Here is a 24,894-nt window from a genome sequence, read left to right as displayed (position 1 = left end):
AGGCCTGAGAGATCGATGAGCGCTCAATCAGTTCTCGATCGGAGTGGGTCGGAGTTGATAGGGCGTTCATCGATCTCTCAGGCCGCTGCGGTTGTTGTTTCGTGCTGCGCGGTACTTCGTCTTTTGTACTTCGTACGTCGTTTGTGCTTCGTTTGTGCCTCGTAGTGCTGGCGAGTGTCTCGCGATACCTCAGTGCGGCAGTGAAACTGTCAGGCAGCGCCAGCCGTCCGCGACATGGTCGTCGGCCAGCGTGCCGTTTGCGCAGACGATCGCACGCGTTTCGCTCATCGGCACGAAGATGCGAACCTGCGCTTGCACCTGCGATTGCGGCAGCCAGCCCGGCCGCTCGACCGCAATGCGCAACGTGCCCGTATCGTCGCTCGATAGCGCGACCTGCCAGCGACCTTGCTCGCCGTTGCGCCATGCCTCGCTCTCGCCGTCGTCTTCGATCGAGCCGCCTTGCGCGGTGCCCATGCCCGCATACGGCACCGCGATGAACGCGCGTTCGTCGGCGAGGCGGCCGAAGTGCTGCTCGGCAACGTTCAGCGGAATCACGCTGCCTTCGCGCAGCAGGAACACGGGATGCTCGAACGGCGCCGGCAGCGTGACAGTCTGGCCGCCAGCGAACGCTTCTCCGCTCCAGTACGACACCCAGCGCGTGCCGGCCGGCAGATACACGTCGCGCGTGGTCCGGTTCGCGTCGACCACCGGCGCGACCAGCATCGACGAGCCGAGCATCATGTCGTCGCCGTCGGCGAGGCAGCGCGGATCGTGCGGAAACTCCGCGAACATCGGCCGCAACACCGGCTCGTAAGCGCTGTGCGATTGCCACAGCAGTTCGTACAGGTAAGGGATGAGCCGGTAGCGCAGCTTGATCAGATCGGCGACCTGTTGCGTGACCTCGGGGTACATCCACGGCTCGTTGACGGTGCCGTCGTCGTTCCACGAGTGAATCGAAAAGCGCGGCAGGAAGATGCCGAACGCGACCCAGCGCGCGAACAGTTCCGCTCCAGGCGCCGGACCCGCGAAGCCGCCGATGTCGTGTCCGCTGTTCGAGATGCCGGACATCGCGAGTCCGAGGCCCATCTTCAGATTGAAGCGCAGCGTTTCCCACGACGTGTAGTTGTCGCCCGACCATGTCTGCACGTAGCGATGCATGCCGACGCCGCCCGAGCGCGACACGAGGAACGGCCGTTTGTCTGGCGCATGCTCGCGCTGCGCGTCGTGCGACGCGCGCATCATCAATTGCGTTTGCAACACCTTGGCCTGATGCGCCGGATAGGCACGGCCGAAGCCATGCGCGAGCGCATTCGGCGTCCAGATCTCGAACTCGTTGTTGTCGTTCCACGTGGCCGCGATGCCGTACCGGAGCAGCGCGTCCTTCACGCGCGCTTTCCACCAGTCGATCGTTGCCGGATTCGTGAAGTCGAGATAGGCGCCCACTTCGTCCCAGAACTGCACCCATGCGGGTTCGCCGTCGGATGCTGCGATCAGCAGACCGGCTTGCGCGACTTCCCCGAACTTCGGATGGTCTTGCAGCAAACACGGCTTGATATTGGCGCACAGCCGCACGCCGTGATCGAGATAGCTTTGCACGAAGCCGTCGATGTCCGGAAACTTCTCGTGATTCCAGTTGAACACGTAGCGCTTCGGCCCGATCGACGTATAGCCCGAGGACAGATGGAACGAATCGCACAGCACGTCGTGCTCGCGGCAGCGCTCGATGAATTCGCCCATCTGCTGCTGCGCGTCCGGCGCGTCGGTGTAGCTCATCGTCGAGCCGGAGTAGCCGAGGCCCCACTTCGGCATCCACGCGGGACGGCCAGTGAGCCACGTGAAGCGGCGCACCGCGTCGAGCGGCGTGCCCGGCGAGGCGATGAAGTAATAGTCGAGATCGCCATGCTCGGCGATGAAATGGCGATAGTGGCCGTGATAGTTGTCGAGCTCGCGGCCCATGTCGAAGCGGCAATCGGCGAGCGTGTCGTAGAAGAGCCCGAAGCCCGTCGACGTCTGCGGCTGCCATGTCACGTAAAACGGAATGTGCTTGTAGAGCGGGTCCGTGGTGCGCGCGCTGTAGCCCATCGCGTCGATGTTGCGCATCTCGTAGCTCTGCTGCGCGCGATCGAGCGAGCCGGCGCGCTCACCGAGGCCGACGTACATTTCGTCGCGGCGCCGTTCGAGGTAGTGATAGACGCGCGAGTCCCACCAGCCGAAGTTGTACGCCTGCGTTTTGCGATCGCTCATGACGCGATGCCACGTGCCCTCGTGCAGGATGTCCCATGCGCAGGTGCCGCCTTCGAGCGCCACGCTCACGCGCACGCGCGCGGTTTCGATCACGACGTGGCCGGCCTGTTCCGAGACCGTGAACGGCGGCGGCGTGAAGCCGCTCAGGTCGTGCCGTTCGCGGCCTGCGAGCGGCACGTCGTCGGCGCCGGGCGCGATCGCCCACGTGCGTGGTCCGCGCGTTTCGCCGTCCGGCAGCACGAGCACGCGGATGATGTCGTCCGCGAGCACGAACAGTTCGATGCGGCAGTTCGGTTGCGCAGTCAGCACGATCGGGTTGCCGGCCGTGGACGACAGCGCGAAGCGCGGCGGATGCCTGAGAGTGGTCGATGAGGGCATGATGGGTCTCGAGGAAGGTTACGCGGCCGTGCCGGCGTTGAGTTCGGCGCGGCGCGCGCGGCCATGGCGCGGCACGCCGCGCATCAGGATGATCAGCAGCGTCGCGCCGATGATGTCGAATACGCCGAGCGCACCGAACAGCGGCGTATAGCCGATCGAATCGGCCAGCGCGCCGACCATCAGCGAGAAGCCGAGGCCGCCGATCCACGCGGCCATGCCCGCAAAGCCGGCGACGGTGCCGACCTCGCCCGGGTCGAAGACGTCGGCGGCGAGCGTGTTGACGAGCGCGGAGAGCATCTGGTGCGCGAAGCCGCCCACGCAGAACAGCGCGATGGCCTGATACGGCGACGAGACGAAGCCGATCGACGCCGGGCCGAGCATCATCAGCGCGCCGAGCACGACGCCGGCGATGCGCGACCAGATCAGCGGCACGCGCAGATGCTTCATCAGGAACGGCGACAGGTAGCCGCCGAACAGGCCGCCGAGGTCGGCGGCAAGAAACGGCAGCCAGGCGAACATCGCGATCTGCTTCAGATCCATATGACGTTGCGTGGCGAGATAGAGCGGAATCCAGAAGCTGAACGTTTGCCAGGCGGGCTCGGCGAAAAAGCGCGCCTGCGCGATCGCCCAGAAGCGGCGCGTGCGCAGCACCTCGCGCACGCTCGCGCGCTGCGCGGCGGGCGGCGCCTGGCCGTCGAGAATCATGCTGCGTTCGGCATCGCTGGCGCGCTTGTGTTCGTTGGGCGAGCGATACATCAGATACCACATGGCGGCCCACACGAAGCCGAGTGCGCCGGTGACCGCGAACGCGCTCTGCCAGCCGTAGCGCAGCGACAGGAACACCACGAGCGGCGGCGCGAGCAGCGAGCCGAGCGAGGTCCCCATATTGAAGTAGCCGACCGCGACCGATTTTTCGCGGTCGGGAAACCATTCGGCGACCACCTTCATGCCGGCCGGAATCGCGGCCGCTTCGGAGAGGCCCATGAAGCCGCGCAAGGCCGCGAGCGAAAACCAGCTGCCTGCGAAACCGTGGAACACGCCGGTCAGCGACCACAGGCAGGCGAACAGCGCAAAGCCGAGCCGCAGGCCGATCATATCGATGATGAGGCCGCAGATCGGCTGCATCACCGTGTAGCCGACCTGGAACGCGCCGACGACATACGAATATTGCTGTGTGCTCATGTGCAGCAGCTTCATCAGCTCGGGGGCCATCACGCCGAGCGCGTTGCGCGACAGATAGTTGATGATCGTCCCGAGGCAGACGAGGGCGATGATCCACCAGCGCAATCCCTTGATCGTTTTCAAAATCAGTCTCCGTGGCGCGGCGAAACGCCACGCGGGTGGCGGCGCTCGCTGATGCGCGAATTCGAACATTTGTTGATTTTCGGTGACAGTCATCCTACCACTTGCAATGGGCCGAGATACCAGGGAAAACCATGTCGATTTCTCAAAATTTCCTTGATTTTACGGGATAATTTGGAGATTTCTCATTTCAGATCGTAATGTGATCTGATGACAGATTTTTTGTTAGACCGGTTTATATGTTCTTTCGAACATCATAATGTTCGTTTTCGGTGTCGGTAAAGCGAACCGGTTCGAAGCGCCGCAAGCGGCGGGCGAGGCCATTTTTTGCCGCCTTCTTCACCGCTTTATGTCCGATGTAACCAGACGTTACCCGTTGCGTGAGCACGCGATTTTCAGCATCAGTTATTACAAAGTTGAAATACGCGCGACGCGACCTTGCGTTATATTTCCGCCAACAAAACGTGTTTCCATAAAGGGTGATCAATGAAGTCCGCTCGTCTTGTTCCGCTTGTGCTCGGGGTGTTGACGTTGGCCGCGTCGGGTGCGGCGATGGCCGGTGGCCTCAACGTCGGCGTCAATATCGGCATTCCCGCTCCGGTCTACGTTGCGCCGGCTCCGGTCTACGCACCGCCGCCGCCCCCGCCGCCGCCCGTCGTCTATCAGCCGGCGCCTGCTTATTACGGTGGTCCGCAGATCGTGATCGGCTGGCATGGCGACCGTTACTGGGACGGCCATCGCTACTGGGCGCGTGACGACTGGTATCGCCACCATCCGCCGGGACGCGGCGGCTATGGACACGATCGCGGCAATCATCGCGGTTGGCACTGAGTCGGCACTGAGTCAGCGCTGCCTGGTGCTGCGGCGTTGAGCCGGTGTCAGGCATCACGCTGCGTGTTGCGCAGCTCATTACGCTCCTTAACCGGCAGCGCAAAACGGAAACCGCCCGCAAGGGCGGTTTTTCTTTGGTGCGAGCGTTTGTAACCACAACGCATGGCCTTGCACGAGTCGAGCAGATTGCGCGGATTAATTGGGTAGAATGCCCCGCACCGCCATTGCCCACTCATCAGCAAGACCTCTATGACAACTGGCTCGCGACGGGTTCGAACGCCTCATGTATTTCTGCACCACGTGATTCATGGACCCTTGCGCGCCGCGCTCGCTGCCATGCTGGCCTGTGCGGGTCTGCTCGCGGCGGCGCCGGCGCAAGCGGTCCATGCGATCGCGCAATACGGCGAGCCGAAATATCCGGCCGGCTTCAAGCACTTCGACTATGTGAATCCCGATGCGCCGAAGGGCGGCACGCTCGTGCTCGCGAACCCGAGCCGCCTGACGAGCTTCGACAAGTTCAATCCGTTCACGCTGCGCGGCAATCAGGCGCCGGGCCTCGAAATGATGTTCGAGAGTCTGACGACCGGCAGCGGCGACGAAGTCGCATCGGCGTACGGGCTGCTCGCCGACGACATCGTCGTCGCGCCCGACGGTCTCTCGGTCACGTTCCACATCAACCCGCACGCGCGTTTCTCGAACGGCGACCCCGTCACCGCCGACGACGTCAAGTTCTCGTTCGACACGCTGAAAAGCCCGCAGGCCGCGCCGCAATACGCATCGATTTTCGGCGAGATCACGCGTGCGGTCGTCGTCGATCCGCAGACGGTGCGCTTCGAGTTTCGCGACCGCAATCGCGAGTTGCCGCTCGTCGCGGGCAGCATGCCGGTGTTCTCGCGCAAGTGGGGGATGAAGCCGGACGGCCGCCGGATTCCGTTCGACCAGCTCGCGTTCGAAAAACCGATCGCGAGCGGCCCGTATCTGATCGAGAGCTACGACAACGGCCGCACGATCACGTTTAAACGCGACCCGCACTACTGGGGCGCCGATCTGCCGGTGCGCGTCGGCACCGACAACTTCGAGCGCATCGTCTATAAGCTCTACGCGGACAGCACCGCGCGGCTCGAAGCGTTCAAGGCCGGCGAATACGATGCACTCGTCGAATACATCGCGCGCAACTGGGTGCGGCGCGACATCGGCAAGAAGTTCGACAGCGGCGAGCTGGTCAAGCGCGAATTCGCGCAGCACAACGGCTCCGGCATGCAGGGCTTCATCCTCAACACGCGGCGGCCGTTGTTCCAGGATGTGCGCGTGCGCAAGGCGCTCGATCTCGCGCTCGACTTCCAGTGGCTGAACCGGCAACTGTTCTTCAACCAGTACACGCGTATCGACAGTTATTTCGCCAATACCGAATGGCAGGCGAAAGGGTTGCCGTCGCCGGGCGAACTCAAGCTGCTCGACCCGTTTCGCGACAAGCTCGACCCAGCCGTGTTCGGTCCGATGCCGACGCAGCCCGATACCGATCCGCCCGGTTCGCTGCGCGCCAATCTGCTGCGCGCGCGCGATCTGTTGCAGCAGGCCGGCTGGGTCTATCGCGACGGCGCGCTGCGCAACGCCAGGGGCGAGCCGTTCCGCTTCGAGATTCTCGACGATTCGGGCTCGGCATCGTCGATGGAGCCGATCATCGCGACCTTCACGCGCAATCTGCAGAAGCTCGGCATTACCGTGACGTTCCGCACGGCCGATTTCGCGGTCTACCAGAAGCGCCTCGATGCATTCGATTTCGACGTGACGACGCTGCGTATGCCCGATGTTCAGGTGCCCGGTTCGGAGCAGGTCAACCGCTACGGCAGCAAGGCCGCCGATACGCCCGGTTCCGACAACGCGATCGGCGTGAAGTCGCCGGCGGTCGATGCCGTGCTTGACGCGCTCGTGCATGCGCAAACGCGCGAGCAACTGACCGACGCCACGCACGCGCTCGATCGTCTGCTCATGCATGGCTATTACGTCGTGCCGCACTGGTACAGCGGCACGCACCGGGTCGCGTTCAAGCGCGGGCTCGCCTGGCCGAAGACCTTGCCACTGTACTATGGCGCGGAAGGCTGGATCACGTCGATGTGGTGGTACGAAGACCCGCGGGCACGTGGGCAAGCGGACCCGCAAACGGATCGGCCGGCACCGGCACAAACGCCACCGTCCGCCGGCGCGTCGCCGAAGCCGCAGCCGAAACCGTAGCCGCTTCGTCGCAGCGCCGCGTTGCTCGCGCCTCGCCGATTTCGATTTCATCACCGACCGTCCGTTCACCTCAACGCTGTCGCACCGGAACACCGCCTATGTGGAGCTACATCCTCAAACGTCTGCTGCTGATGATCCCGACCTTGCTCGGCGTGCTCACGCTGACCTTCGCCGTGATCCAGTTCGTGCCGGGCGGACCGGTCGAGCAGATGCAGCACGAGCTGCGCAAGGGCGCGGAGGGCGCCGCGCCGTTCGGCCTGCGCGCGCATAGCGGCGTCGACGCGCAACAGGTCGCGCAACTGAAGCAGCTCTACGGTTTCGACAAACCGCCGCTCGAACGCTATGTGCTGATGCTCAGGCGCTTCGCGAGCTTCGATCTCGGGCAAAGCTACTTTCGCCATCAAAGCGTGTGGTCGCTGATCGTCTCGAAGCTGCCGGTGTCGATCAGCATCGGCTTGTGGACGTTCTTCCTCACGTATCTGATATCGGTGCCGCTCGGCATCGCGAAAGCCGTGCGCAACGGCTCGCGCTTCGACATCGCGACGAGCCTCGTCGTGCTGATCGGCTATGCGATTCCGGGCTTCGTGCTCGGCGTGCTGCTGCTCGTGCTGTTCGGCGGCGGCACGTTCCTGCAGCTGTTTCCGCTGCGCAACCTCACGTCCGACAACTGGGACCAGCTGAGCCTGTTCGGCAAGATCCTCGACTATCTATGGCATATCGCATTGCCGATCACGGCCTCGGTGGTCGGCAGCTTCGCGGTCGTCACGATGCTCACGAAGAACGCGTTCCTCGACGAAATCCGCAAGCAGTATGTGCTGACCGCGCGCGCCAAAGGTTTGTCGGAACGGCGCGTACTGTGGAAGCACGTGTTCCGCAATGCGTTGCTGCCGTTGATCGTCGGCTTTCCGGGCGCGTTCATCGGCGCGTTCTTCACCGGCAGCCTGCTGATCGAAACGCTGTTTTCGCTCGACGGGCTCGGGTTGCTGTCGTATGAATCGGTGATGCGGCGCGACTATCCGGTCGTGCTCGGCACGCTGTATCTGTTCACGCTGATCGGCCTCGTCACGCGGCTGATCTCCGACCTTTGCTATGTGTGGGTCGATCCCCGCATCCAATTCGAACAACTGGAGCGCTGATGAATCGAGCCCGCCTTTCCGCCGATGCGACGGCGCGCAGCGAATTGCCGCGCGCGCTCGTGTCGCCCACGCCCGCGCGCCGCGTGTGGCGGCGTTTTCGCCAGCAGCGGCTCGGCTACTGGAGCCTCGTTATCTTTCTCGTCGCGTTCGCGGCGAGCCTCGCCGGGCCGCTGTGGTCGAACGACAAGCCGCTCGTTGCGCGCTATGACGGCCACCTGTATTTCCCGATGTTCAAGACCTATGCGGAAACCACTTTCGGCGGCGACTTCCCGACGCCGGCCGACTATCTCGACCCGTACATCAAACATCGCTTCGACGCGCCGGGCAACTTTGCGCTGTATCCGCCGAATCATTACTACTACGACACGCTGAACTACTTCTCGACGTCGCCGAACCCGGCGCCGCCGTCGCGCGAAAACTGGCTCGGCACCGACGACCGCGGCCGCGATCTGTTCGCGCGGCTGCTATACGGCTTTCGCGTGTCGGTCGAATTCGGCCTCGTGCTCACGGTAATCAGCACGATACTCGGCATTGCCGCCGGCGCCGTGCAAGGTTATTTCGGTGGACGAACCGATATCGTCGGGCAGCGCCTCATCGAAATCTGGAACGCGATGCCGCAGCTTTATCTGCTCATCATCTTCTCGTCGATCTTCGAACCTGGCTTTGCGTTGCTGATCGTGCTGCTCTCGCTGTTCAACTGGATTGGCCTGTCCGATTACGTGCGCGCCGAATTCCTGCGTAATCGCCAGCAGGACTACGTGCGCGCCGCGCGCGCGATGGGCCTCTCGCACTGGCAGATCATCTGGCGTCATGTTCTGCCGAATAGCCTCACGCCGGTCATCACGTTCCTGCCGTTCAGCATGAGCAGTGCGATTCTGGCGCTGACGAGTCTCGACTTTCTCGGTCTCGGCGTGCCGGCGCCGACGCCGAGCCTCGGCGAACTGCTCGCGCAAGGCAAGGCGAATCTCGACGCGTGGTGGATCTCGGTGTCCACCTTCGGCGTGCTCGTGGCGATGCTGCTGTTGCTGACCTTCATGGGCGACGCGCTGCGCAATGCGCTCGACACGCGCATCTCCGATGCGATGCGTGCCGGAGGTCAGCAATGAGCGCCACGTTGCCAGGTAATCCGCAAGACGCGGCGGCGGCGGAGAAGCCGCTGCTCGAACTCGATCATCTGCGCGTGACGTTCGGCGATACCGTCGCGGTCAACGACGTGACGCTCGCGATCGGACGCGGCGAGCGCGTCGCGCTGGTCGGCGAATCGGGCTCGGGCAAGAGCGTGACCGCGCTGTCGGTGCTGCGGCTGCTGGCCGACGCGCAGGTGAGCGGCACGATCCGTTTCGACGGCGAGGACCTGCTCGCGAAAAGCGAGCGCGCGATGCGCGGCCTGCGCGGCTCCGACATCGCGATGATCTTCCAGGAGCCGATGACGGCGCTCAATCCGCTCTACACGATCGGCGACCAGATTGCCGAGACGATCGTCGCGCATGACGGCGCGGGTGCGAGCGAGGCGGCGCGGCGCACGGTCGAGCTGCTCGCGCGCACGGGCATCGCCGAGCCGGGCAAGCGTGCGAACAGCTATCCGCATCAACTGTCGGGCGGCCAGCGGCAGCGCGCGATGATCGCGATGGCGCTCGCGTGCCGTCCGCGTCTGCTGCTCGCCGACGAGCCGACCACGGCGCTCGACGTGACGATCCGCGCGCAGATCGTCGAGCTGCTGCTCGAACTGCAGCGCGACGAAGCGCAGAAGCGCGGCATGGCCGTGCTGCTGATTACGCACGACCTGAACCTCGTGCGCCACTTCGCGCAGCGCGTCGCGGTGATGGAGCAGGGCGTGCTCGTCGAGAGCGGGCCCGTCGAACAGCTGTTCGAGGCGCCGCGGCATCCGTATACGCAGCGCCTGCTCGCGAGCCGGCCGCAGCGCTCGGTCGTGCCGGTGATGCCGATCGCGCCCGTGCTGCTCGAAGCGCGCGAGGTCTCGGTCGATTTCAGAACGAAGCTGCCGGGCTTGCGCGGCTGGTTCGGCTCCGGCCATTTTCGCGCGGTCGACGCGGCGAACCTGTCGGTGCGCCAGGGCGAGACGCTCGGGATTGTCGGCGAGTCGGGTTCGGGCAAGTCGACGCTCGCGATGGCGCTGCTCGGCCTGCAGCGCACCGCGCACGGCGAGATCGAATTTCAGGGCAGGGCGCTCGGCAGCTATCGCGGCGCGGAAAAGACCGCCTTGCGCTCGACTATGCAGGTCGTCTTTCAGGATCCTTTTAGTTCGCTTTCGCCGCGGCAGACGATCGAGCGCATCGTCGGCGAGGGGCTCGCGCTGCATCGGCCGACGATGACGCCCGAGGCGCGGCGCGACAAGGTGATTGCGGTGCTGCGCGAAGTCGGCATCGACCGTACGGCGTTGTATCGCTATCCACATGAATTCTCGGGCGGCCAGCGGCAGCGCATTGCGATTGCGCGGGCGCTGGTGCTGGAGCCGCGCGTGCTGATCCTCGACGAACCGACGAGCGCGCTCGACGTGTCGATCCAGCAGCAGGTGCTGAAACTGCTCGCCGGTTTGCAGCAGAAATACAATCTCGGCTTCGTGTTCATCAGCCACGATCTCGAGGTGATCGGGGCGATGGCGCACCGTATCGTGGTGATGCAGAACGGTTCGATCGTCGAGAGCGGGGAGGCCGAGAAGGTTTTTGCGACGCCGTCGCACCCTTACACGCGAAAGCTGCTGAAAGCAGCGCTTGACCGTTGATTTTTCACTCCTTTAACAATTGGGAGTGTATCTCGATTGATTTTTTCTATTTCTTTTGACACACAAATACTTACTGGCTACTATCGACCAAACTTTTTTTCGCAGTCCACTGATTTTTAGGCAAAAACTACTGACCAATGCAGCAAGGAAATCTAACCCAGGCTTGCACGCGCGTCGTCGCCGGGATGTTCATTGGCGTCCTGATGGCAGCAGCTCCCGGCGCGTTCGCCGACGAACCCGGCAGTTTCAATCAGAACGCCTCCTATTCGACCACCAGCGGGTCGAATTCTTCCTCCCTCTCCACTCCCCAGACTCAAAGCCCAGCGGCCGACAGCGATAGCGGCAGCACCCGGTCGTTCCTTTCCGGCATGGCCGGCAAAGCGGGCGACGTGGTGGTCGGCGCGCTGAACATGATCGGCGTTCGCTACCGTTGGGGCGGCAATACGCCGGATTCGGGGCTCGATTGCAGCGGTTTCGTGCGCTACGTGTTCCAGGACACGCTGGGCCTCGCGCTGCCGCGCCGCGCCGAGGAAATGAGCCGGGTGGGCGAAAAGGTGCGCGTGAGCGACCTGAAGCCGGGCGATCTGGTGTTCTTCAATACGATGCGCCGTACGTTCTCGCATGTGGGCATCTATATCGGCGACAACAAGTTCGTGCATTCGCCGTCTACCGGCAGCACGATCCGCGTCGACGACCTGGATGACGGCTACTGGGAAAAGCGCTTCACGGGTGCACGCCGGATCGAGACCTCGTATGACGGCGACGATCTGCGCAAGCGCGTGAACGCGACGATCGGCGGGAATAACTGATTCCGCGCCGCATTGGCGATAAAAAAGCCTGCTTCGTCTGAAGCAGGCTTTTTGCATTTCATGTGCGCATTTTGCGATGGGGATGCGGTCTCGCCCGCCGGTACACCGGTATGCCGGTACGATCGTACGCGGCGGCTCGTACCGGCTTTTAACCCGAACCGCTTACGCCCCTAGCCGGCGTGCGGCGAGCTTGCGCTGCAACTCCGGCATCATCTTCGCCACGGCTTCCTCGCCCGCGAGGATCGCCGCATTGCGCTGCGAGAAGTCGCTGCCGCTCATCGCGGCGAGATTCGGGCGGATCACGATGTCGGCGTACTTGTCGAGCTCGTAGGCCTTGATCGTCTGGCCCATGATCGTGAAGGTTTGCATCAGCACGTCGAACGAACTCGTGGTGACGCCGGTTTCAGGGCGCTGCGAGATGTCGACCGCGATCACGAAATCCGCGCCCATCTTGCGCGCGAACGACGCCGGCACCGGGCTTACGAGACCGCCGTCCACATACTCGTGACCGCCGATCTTCACCGGCTCGAAAATCGACGGCACGCTGCACGACGCACGCACCGCGATGCCGGTGTTGCCGCGCTGGAACAGGATCGGCTGACCGGTTTGCAGATCGGTCGCGACCACGCCCAGCGGCTTGACCATCTTTTCGATCGGGCGATTGTGCAGCGTCGTGTTCAGGTAGTTCTGCAGCGCGACGCCTTGCAGGAAACCGCGCGTGCGAAACGGCATGGCCCAGTCGCTGATCGAGGCTTCGTCCATCGCGAGCGCGAGCTTGTTCAGCGCAAAGCCGTTCATACCCGACGCGTACAGCGCGCCGACGACCGAACCGGCGCTGGTGCCGGCGACGAGATCGATCTGGACATTGCGCGCCTCGAGCGCCTTGATCACGCCGATATGCGCGAAGCCGCGCGCGGCGCCGCCACCGAGCGCGAGCGCGACGCGCAGAGGCTTCTCGGCTTTTTCGGGCGGCGGGGGAGTGGTGGGCGTGGCGGCGACCGGTGTGCTATCGACTGTGCTGCCGGTCGTGGTGCAGGCGGCGAGCACCGCGGATGCGGCCGCCAGCGAGAAGTTGCGGCGGCTCAAACGGAGGGATGACGGTTTCAACAGGATTCTCCAGCAACGGCGCGGGCAGCGCGGTGGCGCCGCGCGTGCCGCGATCAGCCCGAGGGGCGAACTGGGTTCAGGCGAGCTTGCCGCCGGACCTCGGGCGCAACGGATCGCCGACGGCGATTGCGCGCTGCGTGATGACGTCCAATCGAGCTTTTCCGACTGGGTGTCCGATTGCAGCGCGCACATCATAAAGCAAAGGATCGGCTCGCGCGGCGCGCTGTAATGAAACGTTGCAGAGGAAGTATTCGGGTGCGGTGGGCGAGGTGAGCAGCGCGGTTTTCAGGGGAGTCTCGCGTGTGGAGGCCGGGGCATGCGTAGCATTACCCGGATTCGCAATGACCGCTGATGGCCTGCGTGGACGCACGGTTTTGTCTTGCACGCAGGCCGCGATGTCCGCGCCCGAGCCGGCAGCTCGCCGTCAATCGCAAATGCTTCGAACTATCCTCCGGCAGGGGCTTCCGAGCGCTCGGAAACCTCTTCGGACAGCTTCTGCGCAAACGCCCCTGGCCATTCGGACGAGGGCGGCAACGCGTGTGCGGAAGGTATAATTCGACCCTTGCACTTATTTCCTTCGTGTTCATGCGCAGCGTCGTGCGCCGCATGGGCACGGTCCGCTGCCGCGCCTTGCGGGCTGTTCGCTCGGGCGCTGGCGCCTGTTTTCCGAGTAATCGCTAATGACCACCTCCGTTCGTACCCGTTTCGCACCGAGTCCCACCGGCTTCATCCACCTCGGCAACATCCGCTCCGCGCTCTATCCGTGGGCGTTCGCGCGCAAGATGAAAGGGACCTTCGTGCTGCGGGTCGAGGACACCGACGTCGAGCGTTCGACCACCGAATCCGTCGACGCGATTCTCGAGGGTATGCAATGGCTCGGCCTTGATTTCGACGAAGGCCCGTTCTACCAGATGCAGCGCATGGACCGTTATCGCGAAGTGCTCAAGCAGATGCAGGATGCGGGGCTCGTCTACCCGTGCTACATGTCGACCGAAGAACTCGATGCGCTGCGTGAGCGGCAGCGTGAAGCCGGCGAAAAGCCGCGCTACGACGGCACCTGGCGCCCTGAGCCGGGCAAGGTGCTGCCGCAGCCGCCCGCGGGCGTGCAGCCGGTGCTGCGCTTCCGCAATCCGCTGGCGGGCATGGTCGCGTGGGACGACGCGGTGAAAGGCCGTATCGAGATTTCGAACGAAGAACTCGACGACCTCGTGATTGCGCGTCCGGACGGCACGCCCACTTACAACTTCTGCGTCGTGATCGACGACCTCGATATGCGCATCACGCACGTGATTCGCGGTGACGACCACGTCAACAACACGCCGCGCCAGATCAACATCCTGCGCGCGCTCGGCGGCGAGCCGCCGGTCTATGCACACCTGCCGACCGTGCTCAACGAGCAGGGCGAAAAGATGAGCAAGCGGCACGGCGCAATGAGTGTGATGGGGTATCGCGACGGCGGGTATCTGCCGGAAGCGGTAGTCAACTATCTCGCGCGCCTCGGCTGGTCGCATGGCGACGCGGAGATTTTCACGCGCGAGCAGTTCGTCGAATGGTTCGATCTCGAGCATCTCGGCAAATCGCCCGCGCAGTATGACCACGACAAGCTGAACTGGCTCAACGCGCACTACATCAAGGAGGCGGACAACGCGCGCCTCGCCGAGCTTGCGAAGCCGTTCTTCGCGGAACTGGGTATCGACGAAGCCACGCTCGCGCAGGGGCCGGATCTGACGGCTGTGGTGGGGCTGATGAAGGACCGTGCATCGACCGTGAAGGAGATCGCGCAGAATGCGGCGATGTTCTATCACGTGCCGGCTCCGGATGCCGAATCGCTCGCGCAGCATGTGACCGAGGCGGTTCGTCCGGCGCTCGCGGAACTCGCCGCCGCGTTGACGACCGTCGAATGGAGCAAGGAGGCGATTGCCGCCGCGCTGAAGGCCACGCTCGGTGCGCACAAGCTGAAGATGCCGCAGCTCGCGATGCCGGTTCGTCTGCTGGTGGCGGGCACGACGCATACGCCGTCGATCGATAGCGTGCTGATGCTGTTCGGGCGTGACGCTGTCGTCAGCCGCATTGAAAAGGCGCTCGCCTGAGCGGTTGGTGAGCAGACGCGTTCCGGCGCGCGTGCAAGGTTTTGCGTGCCGGCGAAAAAATCGCATGTAATTGCTCAAAGGGTATTTACAAAGCGCAGATCGCCCTCTAAAATCTCGTTTCTCTGATCTGCAAGGGGGTATAGCTCAGCTGGGAGAGCGCTTGCATGGCATGCAAGAGGTCAGCGGTTCGATCCCGCTTACCTCCACCAACAGAGCAGAGAAGTTAAAGTGGTTACGAAGTCTGAAAGTTGTAGAAAAAAAGACTTCACAAATCACTGAAACGTAGTTAAAGTAGCGGTCTTCGCAGTTGACGAAACGAAATAACTGAACAAGTTAGCGTAAGTTGGCAGCGAGTTAAAGACAGATCTGAAAAGATTATGTCCCCTTCGTCTAGAGGCCTAGGACATCACCCTTTCACGGTGAGTACAGGGGTTCGAATCCCCTAGGGGACGCCAGACATCAGCGTCGCTTTAGTATTCGAGTAGTAGTAAAGCGGCGCAGCTTGCAGAGAATTAACCGACGCTCGCAAGCTAGGGTGTAAAGACTGGAGTGGTAGTTCAGTCGGTTAGAATACCGGCCTGTCACGCCGGGGGTCGCGGGTTCGAGTCCCGTCCACTCCGCCAGACAAAGCCCGTTCAAAAAATCTGAACGGGCTTTTTCATTAAAGATGTAAGCAGTACGTTGTCCCCTTCGTCTAGAGGCCTAGGACATCACCCTTTCACGGTGAGTACAGGGGTTCGAATCCCCTAGGGGACGCCAGACATCAGCGTCGCTTTAGTATTCGAGTAGTAGTAAAGCAGCGCAGCTTGCAGAGAATTAACCGACGCTCGCAAGCTAGGGTGTAAAGACTGGAGCGGTAGTTCAGTCGGTTAGAATACCGGCCTGTCACGCCGGGGGTCGCGGGTTCGAGTCCCGTCCGCTCCGCCAGAAAAAGTCAAAGGGTTACGTCGAGATCGGCGTAACCCTTTTGTCGTTTCTGGGCATCGTGTGATGGTTGGGTCCTGAGTTTCTCGCGCGCAATCTGTCTTTCGCATTGCGTCTCGTAAGCGCATTGTCCGTATCGGCTAGGCTAGGCTGCTGCATTGCTGCCGGCCATGGCAACTTATTCGATCGCGGCAAGCGACATCGGCCCGCATTGTCTACGACCGGACCAGCGCAATCGCCTCCCACGGTTCTTTCGTAACCGCCTCTCGCACAAGCCAAAGAACAATCTCGCTCACCAGGTCGATGTCGACACTGTGATAGGCCGCCTCGCTCAATGCCGTGGCTGAAGGCGGCATGCGACGTTTCATCATTCTTTGCCGGCCTGCGCCGCGGCTTGCTCGATCAACTTCGCGACCTCGGTCGGGTGCGACATGTAGGCCACGTGGCTCGAGTTGATCTCAATGGTCTTGCTGCCTGCGCGCTGGGTCATGAAGCGTTCCAGATCAGGGTTGATCGCGCGATCGGCGGTCGCCACGACGGCCCAGCTCGGCTTCGTTCTCCATGCGGCATGTGTGATTGGCACACCGAACGATTGTGCCGCGGGCGTCACCTGCGAGATAGCCATGAAACCGGCTTCGGCGGCGGGGAGATCGGCGGCGAAATCCTGGTGGAAGTTGGCCGGATCGATGTACAGATGGCCGTCGGCGGTCGCCTTGATGGCCTTGGTCGCGGGCGGCATCTTTTTGGTCAGTTCGAGTGGGCTTTCTCCGGTGTCCGGCTGGAACGCGGCCACGTAGACGAGCCCCGCGACCTTGTCGTCGTTGCCGGCTTCGGTCACCACCGCGCCGCCGTAGCTGTGGCCGACGAGGATGCTCGGGCCGTCCTGCGCATCGATGACGCGGGTGGTTGCCTTCACGTCGTCGTCGAACGAGGTTTCCGGTTCCTGCACGACGGAAACCTTGTAGCCGTCATGCGTGAGGATTTTCGACACGGCTTGCCAGCCCGAGCCATCGGCGAAATACCCGTGGACGAGGACGACGTTTCTGATCGGCGCAGCCGTGGCGGCCTGCGAGCCAAGAGCGGCGGCGGAAAGGGCAACGGCGGCGGCGATGCGGGTGACGTATGAGGCAATCTTCATTTTCATGCTCCAGAGGATGAGGTAACGGAGAAATCGACAGGGTTTTACCTGTTCGATGTAACCATCCTACTAGTAGGATGGAATGGATGCAAGAAAATTTTTGCAACTGGAAATTGCGTTTCTCTCCGCGTAAACTTCCTGACAACAAACCGACTAGATGGTAGGCAAAATGACAGTAACAGGCGACCTGACGGCAAACAGGATCATGGCAGCGGCACGGCAACTCATCATGCGTCGCGGCTACAACGGGTTTAGCTATGCCGACATCGCGGAAGCGATCGGCATTCGCAAGGCGAGCATTCACCATCACTTCCCCGTAAAAACGGACCTCGTGATCGCCGTGCTGAACGAATGGCAAGAAGCGTTCGACGCCGACGTGGCGCTACTTCAGGAAAGCGGCGCCGATGCCATGGCGCAGTTGCGTGCCTATATCGGTCATTGGGAGCGCTGCATTGCGGACGACACGGCTCCGTTCTGCGTAGCGGGCATGCTTGGCGCCGAACGTCCATCGTTGCCTGAAGAGGTGGCGCAAGTGGTGACAGCGTTCTTCGATAATCTGACTGTGTGGCTCGAACAGGTGCTCGAGTCGGGCGTGAAAAGCGATCTCATCAAATTGGGCTCGTCGTTTCAAACCGAGGCGGCCATGCTCGTCTCGCTGGTCTACGGTGCGATGCTTGCCGCGCGGGCCTATGGCAACGTTGAGTTATTCAAGGACGTGACCGGGAGCGCGGTGGAAAGACTGGTGAAGACGCGCAAACGCACGCGATCTGCCTGAGGCGAGGCCCATGCCTGCCGCCCCGATGCAGGCAGGAGTCGCCTCGTTTTTTCCGTGGGGGGATGAGTTGCTTGCGGTGATGTAAAGCGCGTCCAGATATCGACTCGCCGCGGCCGGCACATGACGGCGTATCACGATGGCGGCCGATCTTTTGCGATCGCATCTGGCACGTGAGCACCGGGCAGGGTACCGAACATGTGTTGATTGCATTTCGCTTCGCCCCACGCCGCTTTCAGCTTGAGACCCGCACGCATGCGGCGTGAGACTGGCAGGATCTGTTCGCCGGCCAGCATGCCGAGCAGGCCGATTAGCGCAATGGCGGGCGGAGCCGGCGACTGCACGCCAATCGCGTAGTAGACGAAACCGGCGAGCATGCCGGCGAGCAGCGAGAATGCATACGGTTTCATGACACGAATCTCATTGACGCCCGAGTGGCGGCGTCCACTGGCGTGTGGGCACCTAGTGTGTGGACACTGTTACGCCGCGATTTTTTTTAAAGCGTATCGGCTTTGCGCGAATAAGAAAAGAGTCAGCACGACGATTTAATACGCAATTTCTGGAATAGTTTCGATTCCATTTGTTCGATGTTCTTTTGCCGGATTTGCGTGTTAAATGATTGGGGCTGGATGACGGAATTTCCCGGCGCATCACCTCTTCGGCTCCTCTCTATCGTTACGGAGAGGCGGTCTTCTTTTATCTCCGGATCAGAGGACAAACACGTCATGAGTAATCCGAAGCTTGAAGTACTCACTCCGCAGAACAGCCAGCTTATCATTATCGACCAGCAACCGCAGATGGCCTTCGGCGTGCAGTCTATCGACCGGCAGACGTTGAAGAACAACGTCGTCGCCCTGGCGAAGGCGGCCAGGGTGTTCGGTATTCCGACCACGATCACGACAGTCGAGTCGGAGAGCTTCTCGGGATTCACGTATCCCGAAGTACTCGACGTATTTCCAGGCCAGAAGCTGCTCGAGCGCACGTCGATGAACTCGTGGGACGATCAGAAGGTCCGCGACGCGCTGGCCGCCAACGGCCGCAAGAAGGTGATCGTGTCGGGCCTGTGGACGGAGGTTTGCAACAACACGTTCGCCTTGTGCGCGATGCTCGAGGGCGGCTACGAAATCTACATGGTGGCCGATGCCTCGGGGGGAACCTCGAAGGAAGCGCATGACTACGCGATGCAGCGCATGATTCAGGCGGGCGTCGTCCCGGTCACCTGGCAGCAGGTCATGCTCGAATGGCAGCGGGACTGGGCGCGCCGTGAAACCTACGACGCCGTCATGAAGATCGCAAAGGAGCATTCGGGCTCCTATGGCATGGGCATCGACTATGCCTACACGATGGTCCACAAGGCACCGCAGCGCACGGCGTCCACCCACGAGGCGCTGCCCGCCGTGCCGGCGAAGTGATCGCATGGAACCGTATCTGGTGTCACTGGGTGCGGGCGTGTTGATCGGCGTGATCTATAGCGCAATCAAGGTTCGCTCGCCCGCGCCGCCACTGGTTGCGCTCGTCGGCCTGCTCGGCATGTTGATCGGCGCGCACGCTGTCCCGGTTCTCAAGCCCTTGCTGGGCCTTTAATCGGAGTGAGCGAAGCGAGGATACGCACATGAGCACAACTGGCAGCCAACCTGATCTGATTCTGCATAACGGACGCATCACCACGCTCGATCGCTCGAACCCAAGCGCGAGCGCGGTGGCGATTGCAGATGGCCGCTTCGTCGCGGTCGGCAGCGATGCGGACGTGATGCCGCTCGCGGGCCACGCGACGCAGGTTATCGATCTCGCCGGGCGGTCCGTGTTGCCGGGTCTGATCGACAATCATCTGCATCTGATTCGCGGCGGCCTGAACTACAACATGGAACTGCGCTGGGATGGCGTGCGCTCGCTCGCCGTCGCGATGGAGATGCTCAGGCGGCAGGTCGCGATCACGCCCGCGCCGCAATGGGTGCGGGTGGTCGGCGGTTTTACCGAGCATCAGTTCGAGGAGAAGCGCTTGCCGACGATTGCGGAGCTCAACGAGGCGGCGCCCGATACGCCCGTGTTCATCCTGCATCTATACGACCGTGCACTGCTCAATGCCGCCGCGCTGCGCGTGGTAGGTTATACGAAGGATACGCCGGAGCCTCCGGGCGGCACGATTCAGCGCGACGACATGGGCCATCCCAGCGGCTTGCTGCTGGCCAATCCGAACGCCGCGATTCTCTATGCGACGCTTGCGAAAGGGCCCAGGCTGCCGCCCGAGTATCAATACAATTCGACGCGCCATTTCATGCGCGAGCTCAATCGCCTTGGCGTGACCGGTGCGATCGACGCGGGAGGCGGTTCGCAGAATTATCCGGAGGATTACGAAGTTATTCGCAAACTGCACGATGCAGGCGAAATGACCGTGCGTGTCGCGTATAACCTGTTTACCCAGAAGCCGAAGGCCGAGAAGGAGGACTTCGTGAACTGGACCCGCGCAGTCCGGTATCACGACGGCACGGATTATTTTCGCCACAACGGCGCGGGCGAGATGCTGGTGTTTTCGGCGGCCGACTTCGAGGACTTCCGCGTCGCGCGTCCGGAATTGCCGGCCGGGATGGAGGACGAACTCGAAGGCGTGGTGCGCGTGCTTGCGCAGAATCGCTGGCCGTGGCGGCTGCATGCCACCTATGACGAAACCATTGGCCGTGCGCTCGACGTGTTCGAAAAGGTCGCGAGAGACATTCCGCTCGACGGCATCCACTGGTTCTTCGATCATGCGGAAACCGTCTCCGAACGTTCGATGGAGCGCATCGCCGCGTTGGGTGGCGGCATCGCGGTGCAGCACCGGATGGCCTATCAGGGCGAGTATTTTGTCGAGCGCTACGGTGCGCAGGCGGCGGAGGCCACGCCGCCCATCGCGAAGATGCTGGAGAACGGCATCAAGGTGTCGGCCGGCACCGACGCGACGCGTGTGGCGTCGTACAACCCGTGGGTCTCGCTCGCATGGCTGGTCAGCGGCAAGACGATCGCCGGCCTGCGCATGTATCCCCGGCGCAATTTGCCTGATCGCGAAACGGCGTTACGCATGTGGACGGAGTACGTGACGTGGTTCTCGAACGAAGAGGGCAGAAAAGGTTGCATCGCGCCCGGACAGCTTGCCGATCTGATGGTGCCGGACCGCGACTTCTTTTCGTGCGCCGAGGACGATATCGCCGACACCACCGCCTTGCTGACGGTCGTGGGCGGCAGGATAGTCTGGGGGGCGGGGCCGTTCGCTTCGTACGATGCGCCGATTCCGCCGGCGATGCCCGACTGGTCGCCGGTTCGCCAGTATGGTGGTTATGGCGGCTGGGGCGCTGCGTTACGCGGCGGCGCGCCGTTGCAACGTGCCGCCGCGGCGGCGCTGTGCGGCTGCGCGAGTGCCTGCGGGGTGCACGGCCATGCGCATGCGCGCGCATGGAGCAGCGCCTTGCCGACTTCGGACGCGAAGGGCTTCTGGGGGGCGTTCGGCTGTTCCTGCTGGGCGGTCTGATATGGCGGCAACGAGCGGGCGCGGCAACCCCGCCTGGGTCCGCGCGCTTCTTGAGCCGCCGTGGATCGGATTGCTCGTGCGGATGGCGCTCGTGTCGGCGTGGCTGATCGGCGGCGTCGACAAGGCGCTGCACTTCGACAGCGCAATCGCGGAGCAGGCGCATTTCGGCCTGCATCCGCCTGCACTGTACGCGGCACTGGCGGTCGTCGTGGAAATCGCCGGTTCGTTGTGCGTGATATTTCGCCGATATACGTGGCTCGGCGCGGGCGGCCTCGGCATGTTGACGGCCGTGGCGATGCTGGTTGCGAACGACTTCTGGAATCAAACGGGCGCTGCGCGCTTCACGGCGCTCAACAGTTTTTTCGAGCATTTTGGCCTGATTGCTGCCTGCGTGCTCGTGGTCATGTCCGGCGGTTCCGCAAGCGCCACTGTAAAGGACACCTGACCGATCGAACATCTCGACACGACAACAAGGACATTCCGTTATGAAAACCCTTCGCTCGACGTTGCCTGGCATGATGCTCGTGTGCGGACTCGCTGCCGCGTCGGTGTCGTTCGCGAAACCACCGGCGATGGAGGCCGAGACACCGTCCGTCGCCGTGGCGCCGCAGTACGACACGACGCACGTCTACGTCGCGCCGGAAGATTTCGACCGCTTCACCGACAGCTTCGTGGCGACGTTCGGCGGCAGCAAGTCGCAGCAGGGCGTTTTTCAGGTCACGCCAACGCCCAGTCAGACCATGTCGCAGCTCGTGTTCACCCCGGTGGGCACGATTTCCGTATTCGGCTTCAAGACACCCATCCCGTCTCCTTTCGGCGCGGAGCGTACCGGTTATCTCGTGACCGACATGGATGCGGCCGTGAAGGCGGCGCGCGCGCATGGCGCGGATGTGATCGTCGATACGTTCCCCGATCCGATCGGCCGCGACGCGATCCTGTCGTGGGCGGACGGCGTGAACATGCAGATCTATTGGCATACCCAGGCACCTCACTACGCGGCGTTGCAGACCGTGCCCGAGAACCGTGTCTACGTTTCTCCGCACAGCGTGCACAAGCTGGTGCACGATTTCGTGAAATTTTCGCACGGCAAGGTGGTGTCCGATGAGCCCAGGGCGCCGGGCGTCGAAATCGGCCGGCCCAACGATACCTACCGCCGCATCCGGATCGAGTCCGGCTTCGGCAAGATGACCGTGCTCGTGACGGATGGTCATCTGCCCTATCCGTTCGGGCGGGAAACGACGGGGTACGACGTATCGAATCTCGACGAGACGGTGGGGAAGGCGAAGGCTGCCGGCGCGACCGTACTCGTGCCGCCGTTCACTTCGGACGGGCGCGATGCCGCGATCGTGCAGTTCCCCGGCGGCTACATCGCCGAAATCCACGCCGTCGCGTCGAAATGAAATACGAGGACACGATCCTTGCCGCCATTGCCGGGTTCGTCGATACGCTAGGTTTCGCCGCGCTCTTCGGGTTGTTCACGGCGCACGTGACGGGTAATTTCGTATTGATCGGTGCCGCGCTCGCCGGCTTCGGCACAGGCGTTCTGCTCAAACTGGCCGTGTTCCCCGCGTTTGTCTGCGGTGTCGTGCTGAGCAGCCTGCTGGTGCGAGCGCTTCCCGCGCGGCATGCCCGACAGGGCGCGCGCGTGCTTCATGCGGTACAGGCCGTGCTCATGTTCGGCTTTTGCCTCGCGGGCGTGTCGGTGGCGCCGATTACCCAGTCCGACAGCTTGCCGGTCATCGCGACGGGCGTGATCGGCGCGCTCGCGATGGGCGTGCAGAATGCGCATTCGCGGCTGATTCAACGCCCCGGTGTGCCCCATACCGTGATGACGGGCAACGTCACCCAGGCGATCCTCGATGCCCTCGACATGCTATCCGCAAGCGCGGACGAGGCCATGCACGCGGCGGTGCGAGCGCGATTCGCGAAGACGATGCTGGCGATCGTCGCGTTCGCGGCAGGCGCGCTGGCCGGGGCGATGGGGCTGCGCTACGCGGGATTCTGGGCACTGCTCGTACCCGCCTGCGCGCTCGTGGGATTGTCGTTGACGACCGGAGAGCACGAGCGCGTGGCCACGCCGGGGCGCGCATGAGGGAGGGCGAGAGGGCGCGGCGGCGCGGATTCTGGCCGTGGCGTGCACGGCTACGCAACGATAAGCGCGTGGCCGCAATCGTTGCGCCAATGGCCGCAATCGTTGCGCCAAGCGTCGAGCCGGCGACGATGCGCAGGCGTTGCCGCGAAACGGCTATCTGTATCGCGGTGATATCAGGACTACTGCTGGTTGCCGCGGACGCGGCATACGCGGATGCCGAGGTCAGTACCGCGGTCAGCGCCGACACATCGGCTGCCGCGTGCGATGTCAAACGGCCGGTCGTGATGTTCAACCGCTGGCAGGAAGATTGGTCGGTACTCGCTAATCCCTGTGTTCCGCGCGAACCGCTCGATACGCTCAAGTACGTCCCGCTCGGCGGAGATCCTGTGTCGTGGTTGACGCTCGGCGCGAATCTGCGCGAGCGTGTCGAAAGCAATAACGCACCCCTGTTCGGCATCGGCTCCGCGCAGGCGGACACGTATCTGATCCAGCGTATCGAGGTCCAGGCCGATGCACGTCTCGCCGAACACTGGCAGTTCTTCGTGCAACTCGAAGACGCACGTGCATTCGGCAAGAACGCGGTGACGCCCGTGGACCAGAATCCGCTCGATCTCGAACAGGCCTTCGTGACCTACACCAGCGTGGTCGGCGGCGGTACGCTCAAGCTTCGCGTCGGGCGTCAACAGATGGCGTTCGACCTGCAGCGTTTCATTTCCGTGCGTGACGGTCCCAATGTGCGTCAGTCGTTCGATGCACTCTGGGCCGATTACGAATACCAGAAGTGGCGTTTCATTGCCTATGCGACGCAGCCCGTGCAGAACCGCGACGCTACGGTATTCGACGATGTGTCGAATCGCCATCTCACCTTCAGCGGCGTGCGTGTCGAGCGGCAATCGGTGGGGCCGGGCGATCTTTCCGGCTACTGGTCGCGCTATGACCGTAGTAACGCGCAGTTCCTCGACGCGAGTGGTGTCGAGCGCCGCGATGTCTGGGATCTGCGCTATTCCGGCACGCATGAGCACTTTGATTGGGACGTCGAAGGCATGCTGCAGACTGGAGCGGTCGGCAGCAACACGATTCTTGCATGGGCGATCGGCTCGATTGCCGGCTACACGCTCGATATGCCGTGGTCGCCGCGCGTTGCACTGCAACTCGACGCCGCCTCGGGCGACCGGCATCCACGCGATGGCCGGATTGAAACCTTCAATGCGCTGTTTCCGAACGGCTATTACTTCACGTTGGCCGGCTATACGGGCTACGCGAACCTCATTCACGTCAAACCGTCTATCACGCTCAAACCCACGGCGAGTCTCGCGCTACTCGGCGCATTGGGTTTCCAGTGGCGCGAGACGACCGGCGACGCCGTGTATCAGCAGGCCAATCAGGCCGTGCCGGGCACGGCGGGCAGAGGCAGCTTGTGGACCGGGATGTACCTCCAGTTGCGAGCGGACTGGACGATCGTCTCAAACCTGACCGGATCGATCGAAGCCGTGCATTTCCAGGTGGGCAACTCGATTCGCCACGCGGGCGGACACAACGCGGACTACGCCGGCGTCGAACTCAAGTACCAGTGGTAGGCCGCGTAACGCAGGGG

22 protein-coding genes and 5 tRNA genes are annotated in these 24,894 nt (G+C 62.9%); 20 read left to right on the top strand and 7 right to left on the bottom strand.

Annotation, left to right across the window (positions count from 1 at the left end; genetic code table 11):
• Positions 1 to 189 precede the first annotated feature (189 nt).
• The 3 genes from GXB81_RS10945 to GXB81_RS10935 all read right to left on the bottom strand — a co-directional run bounded on the left by GXB81_RS10945 (position 190) and on the right by GXB81_RS10935 (position 4,411).
• Positions 190 to 2,622 carry a glycoside hydrolase family 31 protein gene (locus GXB81_RS10945; protein ID WP_205989117.1) on the bottom strand — a complete coding sequence of 811 codons (2,433 nt, stop codon included), beginning with the start codon at positions 2,620 to 2,622 and terminating at the stop codon, positions 190 to 192.
• 18 nt (positions 2,623 to 2,640) lie between these two features.
• Positions 2,641 to 3,927 carry an MFS transporter gene (locus GXB81_RS10940; protein ID WP_167045082.1) on the bottom strand — a complete coding sequence of 429 codons (1,287 nt, stop codon included), beginning with the start codon at positions 3,925 to 3,927 and terminating at the stop codon, positions 2,641 to 2,643.
• A 232-nt stretch (positions 3,928 to 4,159) separates the two neighbouring features.
• Positions 4,160 to 4,411 (bottom strand): hypothetical protein, encoded by a 252-nt coding sequence (locus tag GXB81_RS10935; RefSeq protein ID WP_205989116.1) that lies wholly within the window; start codon positions 4,409 to 4,411, stop codon positions 4,160 to 4,162.
• Here GXB81_RS10935 and GXB81_RS10930 point away from each other — a divergent pair.
• The 6 genes from GXB81_RS10930 (at position 4,411) to GXB81_RS10905 (ending at position 11,675) form a co-directional block, all read left to right on the top strand.
• Positions 4,411 to 4,755 carry a hypothetical protein gene (locus tag GXB81_RS10930; protein WP_205989115.1) on the top strand — a complete coding sequence of 115 codons (345 nt, stop codon included), beginning with the start codon at positions 4,411 to 4,413 and terminating at the stop codon, positions 4,753 to 4,755. The two genes, GXB81_RS10935 and GXB81_RS10930, sit on opposite strands and share 1 nt — an antisense overlap.
• Before the next feature lie 336 nt (positions 4,756 to 5,091).
• Positions 5,092 to 6,987, top strand: a complete 1,896-nt coding sequence (locus tag GXB81_RS10925; RefSeq protein WP_240162719.1) for an extracellular solute-binding protein — start codon at positions 5,092 to 5,094, stop codon at positions 6,985 to 6,987.
• Between the two features lie 98 nt (positions 6,988 to 7,085).
• Positions 7,086 to 8,123, top strand: coding sequence for an ABC transporter permease subunit (locus tag GXB81_RS10920; RefSeq protein ID WP_167045091.1), 1,038 nt, complete (start codon positions 7,086 to 7,088; stop codon positions 8,121 to 8,123).
• On the top strand, positions 8,123 to 9,229 hold the full coding sequence (locus GXB81_RS10915) for an ABC transporter permease (RefSeq protein WP_167045094.1): 1,107 nt from the start codon (positions 8,123 to 8,125) through the stop codon (positions 9,227 to 9,229). Before GXB81_RS10920 ends, GXB81_RS10915 begins: the two co-directional genes overlap by 1 nt.
• Entirely contained in the window at positions 9,226 to 10,866 is a 1,641-nt protein-coding gene (locus GXB81_RS10910) for a dipeptide ABC transporter ATP-binding protein (protein ID WP_205989114.1), read from the top strand. Before GXB81_RS10915 ends, GXB81_RS10910 begins: the two co-directional genes overlap by 4 nt.
• A gap of 137 nt (positions 10,867 to 11,003) precedes the next feature.
• On the top strand, positions 11,004 to 11,675 hold the full coding sequence (locus tag GXB81_RS10905) for a C40 family peptidase (RefSeq protein ID WP_167045100.1): 672 nt from the start codon (positions 11,004 to 11,006) through the stop codon (positions 11,673 to 11,675).
• A 162-nt stretch (positions 11,676 to 11,837) separates the two neighbouring features.
• Here the strand turns inward: GXB81_RS10905 and GXB81_RS10900 are convergent, their stop codons facing one another.
• Both GXB81_RS10900 and GXB81_RS10895 read right to left on the bottom strand, forming a co-directional pair.
• Positions 11,838 to 12,782, bottom strand: coding sequence for a patatin-like phospholipase family protein (locus GXB81_RS10900; RefSeq protein WP_167045103.1), 945 nt, complete (start codon positions 12,780 to 12,782; stop codon positions 11,838 to 11,840).
• Between the two features lie 76 nt (positions 12,783 to 12,858).
• Positions 12,859 to 13,167 carry a hypothetical protein gene (locus GXB81_RS10895; RefSeq protein WP_205989113.1) on the bottom strand — a complete coding sequence of 103 codons (309 nt, stop codon included), beginning with the start codon at positions 13,165 to 13,167 and terminating at the stop codon, positions 12,859 to 12,861.
• A 295-nt stretch (positions 13,168 to 13,462) separates the two neighbouring features.
• On the opposite strand from GXB81_RS10895, the gene gltX reads away from it, so the two are divergent.
• From gltX to GXB81_RS10865, 6 genes are all read left to right on the top strand, one after another.
• Positions 13,463 to 14,872, top strand: a complete 1,410-nt coding sequence (gltX, locus tag GXB81_RS10890) for a glutamate--tRNA ligase (RefSeq protein ID WP_167282561.1) — start codon at positions 13,463 to 13,465, stop codon at positions 14,870 to 14,872.
• 133 nt (positions 14,873 to 15,005) lie between these two features.
• A tRNA-Ala gene (locus GXB81_RS10885) sits at positions 15,006 to 15,081 on the top strand.
• 170 nt (positions 15,082 to 15,251) lie between these two features.
• Positions 15,252 to 15,327 (top strand) — tRNA-Glu (locus tag GXB81_RS10880).
• A 91-nt stretch (positions 15,328 to 15,418) separates the two neighbouring features.
• Positions 15,419 to 15,495, top strand: a tRNA-Asp gene (locus GXB81_RS10875).
• 60 nt (positions 15,496 to 15,555) lie between these two features.
• Positions 15,556 to 15,631 (top strand) — tRNA-Glu (locus GXB81_RS10870).
• Between the two features lie 91 nt (positions 15,632 to 15,722).
• Positions 15,723 to 15,799: transfer RNA gene (locus GXB81_RS10865), tRNA-Asp, on the top strand.
• A gap of 364 nt (positions 15,800 to 16,163) precedes the next feature.
• Here GXB81_RS10865 and GXB81_RS10860 read toward each other — a convergent pair.
• Positions 16,164 to 16,934 carry an alpha/beta hydrolase gene (locus tag GXB81_RS10860; RefSeq protein WP_205989122.1) on the bottom strand — a complete coding sequence of 257 codons (771 nt, stop codon included), beginning with the start codon at positions 16,932 to 16,934 and terminating at the stop codon, positions 16,164 to 16,166.
• A gap of 169 nt (positions 16,935 to 17,103) precedes the next feature.
• On the opposite strand from GXB81_RS10860, the gene GXB81_RS10855 reads away from it, so the two are divergent.
• Positions 17,104 to 17,709, top strand: coding sequence for a TetR/AcrR family transcriptional regulator (locus tag GXB81_RS10855; protein WP_167045374.1), 606 nt, complete (start codon positions 17,104 to 17,106; stop codon positions 17,707 to 17,709).
• Between the two features lie 131 nt (positions 17,710 to 17,840).
• Here GXB81_RS10855 and GXB81_RS10850 read toward each other — a convergent pair whose 3' ends face one another.
• On the bottom strand, positions 17,841 to 18,116 hold the full coding sequence (locus GXB81_RS10850; protein ID WP_167282565.1) for a XapX domain-containing protein: 276 nt from the start codon (positions 18,114 to 18,116) through the stop codon (positions 17,841 to 17,843).
• 315 nt (positions 18,117 to 18,431) lie between these two features.
• Here GXB81_RS10850 and GXB81_RS10845 point away from each other — a divergent pair, with 315 nt between their 5' ends.
• From GXB81_RS10845 to GXB81_RS10815, 7 genes are all read left to right on the top strand, one after another.
• Entirely contained in the window at positions 18,432 to 19,118 is a 687-nt protein-coding gene (locus tag GXB81_RS10845) for a hydrolase (RefSeq protein WP_167045117.1), read from the top strand.
• A gap of 4 nt (positions 19,119 to 19,122) precedes the next feature.
• Entirely contained in the window at positions 19,123 to 19,290 is a 168-nt protein-coding gene (locus tag GXB81_RS10840) for a DUF1427 family protein (RefSeq protein ID WP_205989112.1), read from the top strand.
• A 28-nt stretch (positions 19,291 to 19,318) separates the two neighbouring features.
• Positions 19,319 to 21,208, top strand: coding sequence for an amidohydrolase (locus GXB81_RS10835; RefSeq protein WP_205989111.1), 1,890 nt, complete (start codon positions 19,319 to 19,321; stop codon positions 21,206 to 21,208).
• Between the two features lies 1 nt (position 21,209).
• Entirely contained in the window at positions 21,210 to 21,653 is a 444-nt protein-coding gene (locus GXB81_RS10830) for a DoxX family protein (protein ID WP_205989110.1), read from the top strand.
• Between the two features lie 40 nt (positions 21,654 to 21,693).
• Positions 21,694 to 22,608 carry a glyoxalase gene (locus GXB81_RS10825; protein ID WP_167282571.1) on the top strand — a complete coding sequence of 305 codons (915 nt, stop codon included), beginning with the start codon at positions 21,694 to 21,696 and terminating at the stop codon, positions 22,606 to 22,608.
• The gene (locus GXB81_RS10820; protein WP_205989109.1) at positions 22,605 to 23,300 is read left to right on the top strand and encodes a YoaK family protein; all 696 of its coding nucleotides are present in this window, start codon (positions 22,605 to 22,607) and stop codon (positions 23,298 to 23,300) included. The genes GXB81_RS10825 and GXB81_RS10820 overlap by 4 nt, the downstream gene beginning before the upstream one ends.
• A gap of 128 nt (positions 23,301 to 23,428) precedes the next feature.
• Entirely contained in the window at positions 23,429 to 24,877 is a 1,449-nt protein-coding gene (locus GXB81_RS10815) for an alginate export family protein (RefSeq protein ID WP_205989121.1), read from the top strand.
• Positions 24,878 to 24,894 lie beyond the last annotated feature (17 nt).

The organism is Paraburkholderia sp. Ac-20336 (assembly GCF_017105025.1).
Lineage (GTDB): Bacteria > Pseudomonadota > Gammaproteobacteria > Burkholderiales > Burkholderiaceae > Paraburkholderia.
Note: the sequence above shows the minus strand (reverse complement) of the source record. Positions and strands in the feature narration are given on the sequence as shown.

What these genes read in the sequence shown, in the direction of transcription:
- GXB81_RS10945 (WP_205989117.1), bottom strand. Translation starts at nt 2,622, where the DNA reads ATGCCCTCATCGACCACTCTCAGGCATCCGCCGCGCTTCGCGCTGTCG.
- GXB81_RS10930 (WP_205989115.1), top strand. Translation starts at nt 4,411, where the DNA reads ATGAAGTCCGCTCGTCTTGTTCCGCTTGTGCTCGGGGTGTTGACGTTG.
- GXB81_RS10925 (WP_240162719.1), top strand. Translation starts at nt 5,092, where the DNA reads ATGCTGGCCTGTGCGGGTCTGCTCGCGGCGGCGCCGGCGCAAGCGGTC.
- GXB81_RS10920 (WP_167045091.1), top strand. Translation starts at nt 7,086, where the DNA reads ATGTGGAGCTACATCCTCAAACGTCTGCTGCTGATGATCCCGACCTTG.
- GXB81_RS10915 (WP_167045094.1), top strand. Translation starts at nt 8,123, where the DNA reads ATGAATCGAGCCCGCCTTTCCGCCGATGCGACGGCGCGCAGCGAATTG.
- GXB81_RS10910 (WP_205989114.1), top strand. Translation starts at nt 9,226, where the DNA reads ATGAGCGCCACGTTGCCAGGTAATCCGCAAGACGCGGCGGCGGCGGAG.
- GXB81_RS10905 (WP_167045100.1), top strand. Translation starts at nt 11,004, where the DNA reads ATGCAGCAAGGAAATCTAACCCAGGCTTGCACGCGCGTCGTCGCCGGG.
- gltX (WP_167282561.1), top strand. Translation starts at nt 13,463, where the DNA reads ATGACCACCTCCGTTCGTACCCGTTTCGCACCGAGTCCCACCGGCTTC.
- GXB81_RS10860 (WP_205989122.1), bottom strand. Translation starts at nt 16,934, where the DNA reads ATGAAGATTGCCTCATACGTCACCCGCATCGCCGCCGCCGTTGCCCTT.
- GXB81_RS10855 (WP_167045374.1), top strand. Translation starts at nt 17,104, where the DNA reads ATGACAGTAACAGGCGACCTGACGGCAAACAGGATCATGGCAGCGGCA.
- GXB81_RS10850 (WP_167282565.1), bottom strand. Translation starts at nt 18,116, where the DNA reads ATGAAACCGTATGCATTCTCGCTGCTCGCCGGCATGCTCGCCGGTTTC.
- GXB81_RS10845 (WP_167045117.1), top strand. Translation starts at nt 18,432, where the DNA reads ATGAGTAATCCGAAGCTTGAAGTACTCACTCCGCAGAACAGCCAGCTT.
- GXB81_RS10840 (WP_205989112.1), top strand. Translation starts at nt 19,123, where the DNA reads ATGGAACCGTATCTGGTGTCACTGGGTGCGGGCGTGTTGATCGGCGTG.
- GXB81_RS10835 (WP_205989111.1), top strand. Translation starts at nt 19,319, where the DNA reads ATGAGCACAACTGGCAGCCAACCTGATCTGATTCTGCATAACGGACGC.
- GXB81_RS10830 (WP_205989110.1), top strand. Translation starts at nt 21,210, where the DNA reads ATGGCGGCAACGAGCGGGCGCGGCAACCCCGCCTGGGTCCGCGCGCTT.
- GXB81_RS10825 (WP_167282571.1), top strand. Translation starts at nt 21,694, where the DNA reads ATGAAAACCCTTCGCTCGACGTTGCCTGGCATGATGCTCGTGTGCGGA.
- GXB81_RS10820 (WP_205989109.1), top strand. Translation starts at nt 22,605, where the DNA reads ATGAAATACGAGGACACGATCCTTGCCGCCATTGCCGGGTTCGTCGAT.
- GXB81_RS10815 (WP_205989121.1), top strand. Translation starts at nt 23,429, where the DNA reads ATGCGCAGGCGTTGCCGCGAAACGGCTATCTGTATCGCGGTGATATCA.